Source organism: Mesorhizobium sp. P3_A9 (assembly GCF_056402975.1).
Genome location: NZ_JBFUGJ010000401.1, coordinates 1 through 5,014, shown reverse-complemented (window position 1 = coordinate 5,014; position 5,014 = coordinate 1). Strand labels below are relative to the sequence as shown.

Annotated in this window: 6 protein-coding genes; 3 read left to right on the top strand and 3 right to left on the bottom strand. The window is 58.9% G+C overall.

Going from position 1 to position 5,014, the window contains the following annotated elements; translation table 11 throughout:
- On the top strand, nucleotides 1-190 hold a 190-nt coding region (locus AC1DX0_RS31010), incomplete at its 5' end, for a hypothetical protein (protein WP_477358250.1).
- 492 nt (nucleotides 191-682) lie between these two features.
- Here the strand turns inward: AC1DX0_RS31010 and AC1DX0_RS31005 are convergent.
- The 3 genes from AC1DX0_RS31005 to AC1DX0_RS30995 all read right to left on the bottom strand — a co-directional run bounded on the left by AC1DX0_RS31005 (nucleotide 683) and on the right by AC1DX0_RS30995 (nucleotide 2,695).
- Nucleotides 683-1,090 carry a hypothetical protein gene (locus AC1DX0_RS31005; protein ID WP_477222636.1) on the bottom strand — a complete coding sequence of 136 codons (408 nt, stop codon included), beginning with the start codon at nucleotides 1,088-1,090 and terminating at the stop codon, nucleotides 683-685.
- Nucleotides 1,091-1,677: 587 nt separating this feature from the next.
- On the bottom strand, nucleotides 1,678-2,013 hold the full coding sequence (locus tag AC1DX0_RS31000; protein WP_477222635.1) for a hypothetical protein: 336 nt from the start codon (nucleotides 2,011-2,013) through the stop codon (nucleotides 1,678-1,680).
- A gap of 430 nt (nucleotides 2,014-2,443) precedes the next feature.
- Nucleotides 2,444-2,695: a hypothetical protein gene (locus AC1DX0_RS30995; protein ID WP_477222634.1), complete on the bottom strand. Its 252-nt coding sequence runs from the start codon at nucleotides 2,693-2,695 to the stop codon at nucleotides 2,444-2,446.
- A 309-nt stretch (nucleotides 2,696-3,004) separates the two neighbouring features.
- Here AC1DX0_RS30995 and AC1DX0_RS30990 point away from each other — a divergent pair, with 309 nt between their 5' ends.
- Nucleotides 3,005-3,982 carry an ABC transporter permease gene (locus AC1DX0_RS30990; protein ID WP_477358252.1) on the top strand — a complete coding sequence of 326 codons (978 nt, stop codon included), beginning with the start codon at nucleotides 3,005-3,007 and terminating at the stop codon, nucleotides 3,980-3,982.
- 30 nt (nucleotides 3,983-4,012) lie between these two features.
- Nucleotides 4,013-5,014: sugar ABC transporter substrate-binding protein (locus AC1DX0_RS30985; RefSeq protein WP_477358248.1), on the top strand; the 1,002-nt coding region annotated here is incomplete at its 3' end.

Below are 5,014 nucleotides of genomic sequence, written 5' to 3'. Positions count from 1 at the left end.
GTATTACGTCTTCAAAGAAGATGAGGGCTGGAAGGTCCGGTATGACGGCAAGGATTACCCTTACGACTCCAACGGTGATGCATTGCTGGCCGCTATCAAGGCTCCAAGCGGCGCCGCGTCCCACGGCTACGAAGCCGAGGTGCTTGTGCAAGGTATAGATGGGAAGTGGCGCACAGAGTGGGCCGGTTAACGAACGGCTCCGCTGACGGCATACACTACATCCGCATCGAGCCCAGCGCCACCGGGGACAGGACGGGAATTTCCTCCGTCCCGCGCGCGACAATCGTCCATTGTAGCGGACGCGCGCAGGAAATGCGGTTTATACGCCGTCCGCTTTAGATAGGCCGGGTGAACATAGAGAAGCGTCACGTGGGTTTGCTGCCATCCTACCGATCATCCTGATGGAACATTAGGAGGCTCTAAGTGTTCATTACAACGCGAGGGTTACCGGAAATTCTTCCGGCGCAATTCCTCGCAAGCAGTAATGTGCTTAGTCTGCAAATTCTGAGGAGATGGACCCATGAACAGCATTATCTACATCGTTGGACTCGTCGTTGTCGTCCTTGCTGTCTTGAGCTTTTTTGGTCTCAGAAGATAGGCGATAGAAGACGCGGGGCCTTTCATCGACATGCCTATCACGGGCCAGCCACCTCCAGTGGCGGCCTCTCTATCCTTGGGCGCTTCAGCGCGTGGCAGATGCTAACTCAGATCCAAAACGCGCGCTTGCGCTTGAGAAAACAACGACCGCAAACATCAACACGGCTGCAGCGACAATTAGCGAACCGACAGCGACGATCGGCTCAAGGGCAGTATTGCCTTGCAGCATCAGATATAGTGCCGGCAGCATCACAACCAATCCGACATTATATAGGCCGTAATGGATCATCGCGATTTTCCGCGCTGCCTTTGCCGGGTTAAGGGCGTAGTAGCCGCCGAAGATTGCGCTTGTGACCCATCCGAGAAGATTGATGTGGGCATGTGCCGGAAAGGCACCGTGGTCGCCTGAGATCGCCATTTGGAGCCCAGCCGCAATCCCCAAAATAAGCCACAAAATCGCTGTCTTAAAGAAAAAATCCGAAACCTTAGGCATGACACTTCCTCCCCAAAATGCCGATTTCAACCGTCTATCTTGATCTCAATTCAGCCCTTTTGCCAAGGGCAACGTCTGCAATTAGTCAGCCATGATTGCCGCTTGGAAATTGTATCAAAACCAAGATTGGCTGGAAAGGGACACCGCCTTTTTACCGAGCCGTTCAGCCAAATCACCATCGTCTTGCCGACAATGGGCGCAGCACGGTGGTTGACACCATCACTGCCATTTGTGTGCGTCTCCGAGACAAACTGCACTACGGCTGGCGCAAAAAGGATGACTAGCAGATAGCGATCACGCCTTCAGAGGCGTTCAGATGCGACCTGAGCCCGGCGCCTCTGAATTGGCCGGGCGCGGATCAATCCGGTGGGCAGCGCGCCGCTCGCGCCGCCATTGTCCAGCCGCCACACCTGTCGCAGCCTTGAAAGCGCGGCTCAGGGCTATGTCGGTGACAGAGCCAGTCTGCGCAGCAGCCGTCGCGATCGAGTGAAATGTTTGGCTTAGCGGAACGATACGGCCCGCCACCCCAACACGATTGTGTGTGCCGGGTCCGCAGTCATGGCTGGACTGGACGGGACCATCGTTCCCTAGACGCGGCCAGCCTTGGCGATCTCGGCAAGCAGCTTGGTCCCCGCCTCGAGGTAACTGGTGTTTATCTGTTCGGCCATGGGCAGCGCGTACCAGGCGGTAAGTTCCGCGATCAGAACGCAGCTGCCCTCAGCGACTGGCACTGAAGCAAGTCCTCCATCTCTGGCCATAACGATCGCGACGATGCCGTCCACCCCGTAGCCGATTGCCGCGATCCGTTGAATGCCAGGATTGTCGTAGACGCGAACATCGAACAGCACGGAGCCAGCCGTCTTCTGCGCAATGTCGGTCACGCGATCAGAGAACGGGCGATTCAAACCACCGGTATCGGCCAACGATTGCTCGAGTAAAACGAGATCAACATACTGCGCCCCCATCCACCGTCACTATGGACCCGCTCGTGCAATCGGCAATCCCTACTGTCAGCCTTCACACAGGAAAACATCCTGAGACCCGGCCACACCAGTAGGCGCGTCCGCAAGGCCCTGACTGTTGGTCGGTTGGAAAGCAGTGTCACCTCTGCGGCCTTCGAGGACAGTTCGACGCGCCGCGGGCCACTCCGTTCCCTGATGCTACGATCGACGTAGCCTTTTGCCAGGAACGTGCGCGGTGAGCCAAACAAGGTGCCTCGGCAACGCTCTCCGCGAGAAGGACGCAGCGACTTGGGATCCAGTGTCCTGTAGGACGACCGTCGATAATGGCTTGCACATATGGCTATGGTTTAGGCCACAAAAACCCCGCCGAAGCGGGATTTCCCCTCTTGGTTCAGCGAGTCGATTTCTTTGAGCTGGCAGCCTTAGGCTGGCCAGACTTGCCAATGCTCGCGGCGTCCTTGGAATGGGCTGCCATCGCTGGTGCGGCACCGGTACTCTTGGTCGTTGTCGACTTAGCCGGAGCCGCCTTTTTCGCAGCGGCTTTCTCAGGAGCAGCCTTGGCAGACGCCGCCCTCTTGACGGTGGCCTTCTTGGGCTTGTCCTTCGAGGAGAAAATTCCAGTGATGCTGTCGATGATGGACATGGCAAACCCTCCGTTGAAACCGACCACCAATGCAGTGCATGGCCAAATAGTTCCATCAGGCAACCTAGGTGTGTTCTTCCTCGATGATCGGGGACGCGATGATCATCGACGGCGGCTGGGCTGCGGACCAACCACACGGGATTGGCACCGCTTGGGCCGCGGACGCGATAGAGCGGCGGGCCAGCATAACTGATATTCCATCGACGGGTCTGTCTCGGCTCCTCCAAAAAAGGGATGTTGTTCCAGCTTGATGCCGATCGCACAGGTTCGCATCCGCGGATCGGCATCGGCCGGTCTGGGAGGTCCGGAATGGGGAAGGTGCGATTGTCGCAAGAGGGCGTGGTGTTCGCACTGGCCGTTGCGATGTTCGCCGTCTTCGCGGTCTCACTCAACAATTTCCTGACCGCCKGTAACCTCATAGCGCTGGTGCGCAGCGTCTCGATCCTGGGCATCCTCGGGCTCGGCATGGGGCTGGTGGTGATCGGCCGGGGAATAGACCTCGCAATGGTCGCCACGATGGTGGTCTCCCTGTCTTGGGTTCTGTCCCTGGCGCAGTCCGGCACGCCGTTCGATACCGCCGTTGCCTACGGCTTCCTGCTCGCCATTGCCATCGGTCTGGCGAGCGGCATCCTGATTGCCTATGCGGACATCCCGGCGATCTTCACGACCCTGGCCATGGGGCTGGTGATCTACGGATCAGGACGCGCCTTCCTGTTTGAGATCGACGTGCAGAACTCCCCGACCGGCGTCGAATGGTTCGACTTTCTCGGACGTGGTTTGTTGTTCGGCCTGCCGATGCCGATCGCCGCTTTCGCCGTACTTGCCGCGCTGATTGCCTTGCTGCTGCTGCGCACCCGATTCGGCCGGTTCGTCTATGCGGCAGGGGACAATCCGCAGGCGGCCCGCATCACTGGTTTGCCGCTGCGGCCGCTGATCGTGGTGCAATATGTCGTGAGTTCGCTGATCGCCTTCCTTGCTGGCATCGTCATGGCGGCGGCTGTGTCCGGCATGAGCACGCGTGTCTACAACTCCACCATGATCTACGATGTACTGCTCGTCGTGGTGCTGGGCGGTATAAGCCTGAGCGGCGGTCGTGGCGGTGTGCGCAACGTGCTGGTGGGAACGCTGCTGGTCGGCGTGTTGCTCAACGGCATGACCATTCTCGACATCACCTACACCACACAAAACCTGATCAAGAGCTTGATCCTATTGCTGGCGATCATGGTGGACAGCTTAATCAACCCCAGGGACGAGCAGACCTCGCAACAAAGCCAAGGGGACATCTGAACGATATCTTGTTTTAAACGGGAGGAAACCATGAAAATTCGCACGATTCTGGCCGCAGGGCTGATGGCCCTCGGGCTGGTGGGCACCACGCATGCCGATGACGGGTTGGATAACCCGTCGCGCAATCCATTCTACGACGGGCTGAAGGGAAAGCGCGTTGTCTTCATCCCCCYGGCGATGGGTTTCGACCTCACGGAGGGATGGGCCGCGATCATGCGCAAGCAGGCGGCCGATCTCGGCTATACGCTTGAAATCCGCGATCCGAACTGGAGCACGGATGCGGGTACGCGGGCCCTGACCGCGCTGATCGCCGAGAAACCGGACCTCATCATCGCGCACAATCCCGATGTGCAATCCTACGCACGCTTGTTGAAGCGTGCCATGGATGCCGGCATCAAGGTGGTCCAGCTCAATCTCGAATCCGTTGTTCCGACCGACGCCTATGTCGGCGCCGACTGGTCGCGGGTGGGCTACATCGAGGCAGATGCGTTGGTGAAACAGTGCGGGGCCGGTTCAGGCAAGTCGGGCAAGATCGCCATCATCCGTGGCCAGCCTACCGCTGCCTCCGACCTTTATGAGCTTTATGCCTATAAGCAAACCTTCGCCAAGGATCCGTCGATTAAGATCGTTTCCGAACAGGCCGCGCAGTACGACCCCGCGAAAGCACGCGCGATCATGGAGACGGTGTTGCAGCAGCATCCCGACCTTTGTGGCGTCGTCGGAAACTGGGACAACCAGGATGTCGGCGCCGGCGCCGCGATCCAGGCGGCCGGAAAGGCCGACGACGTCTATGTCGTCACCTCCGGCGGCGGCAACCAGATCGGTTGCGACAACATCAAAAAGGGCCTGCTCGACCTGATCGTCAGCTACGATGTCCCACTCCAGGGCAACGCGATCAACCAGCAGATCGTGCAGTCGCTGCTATCGCCGGCCAAGGCCGGGGAGGGCAAGACCTCCTACTACACGCCGCTCACGCTGCTGACGAAGGACAATATCGGTCCGCGTACCTGTTGGCAGCTGGATCAGCTGAAG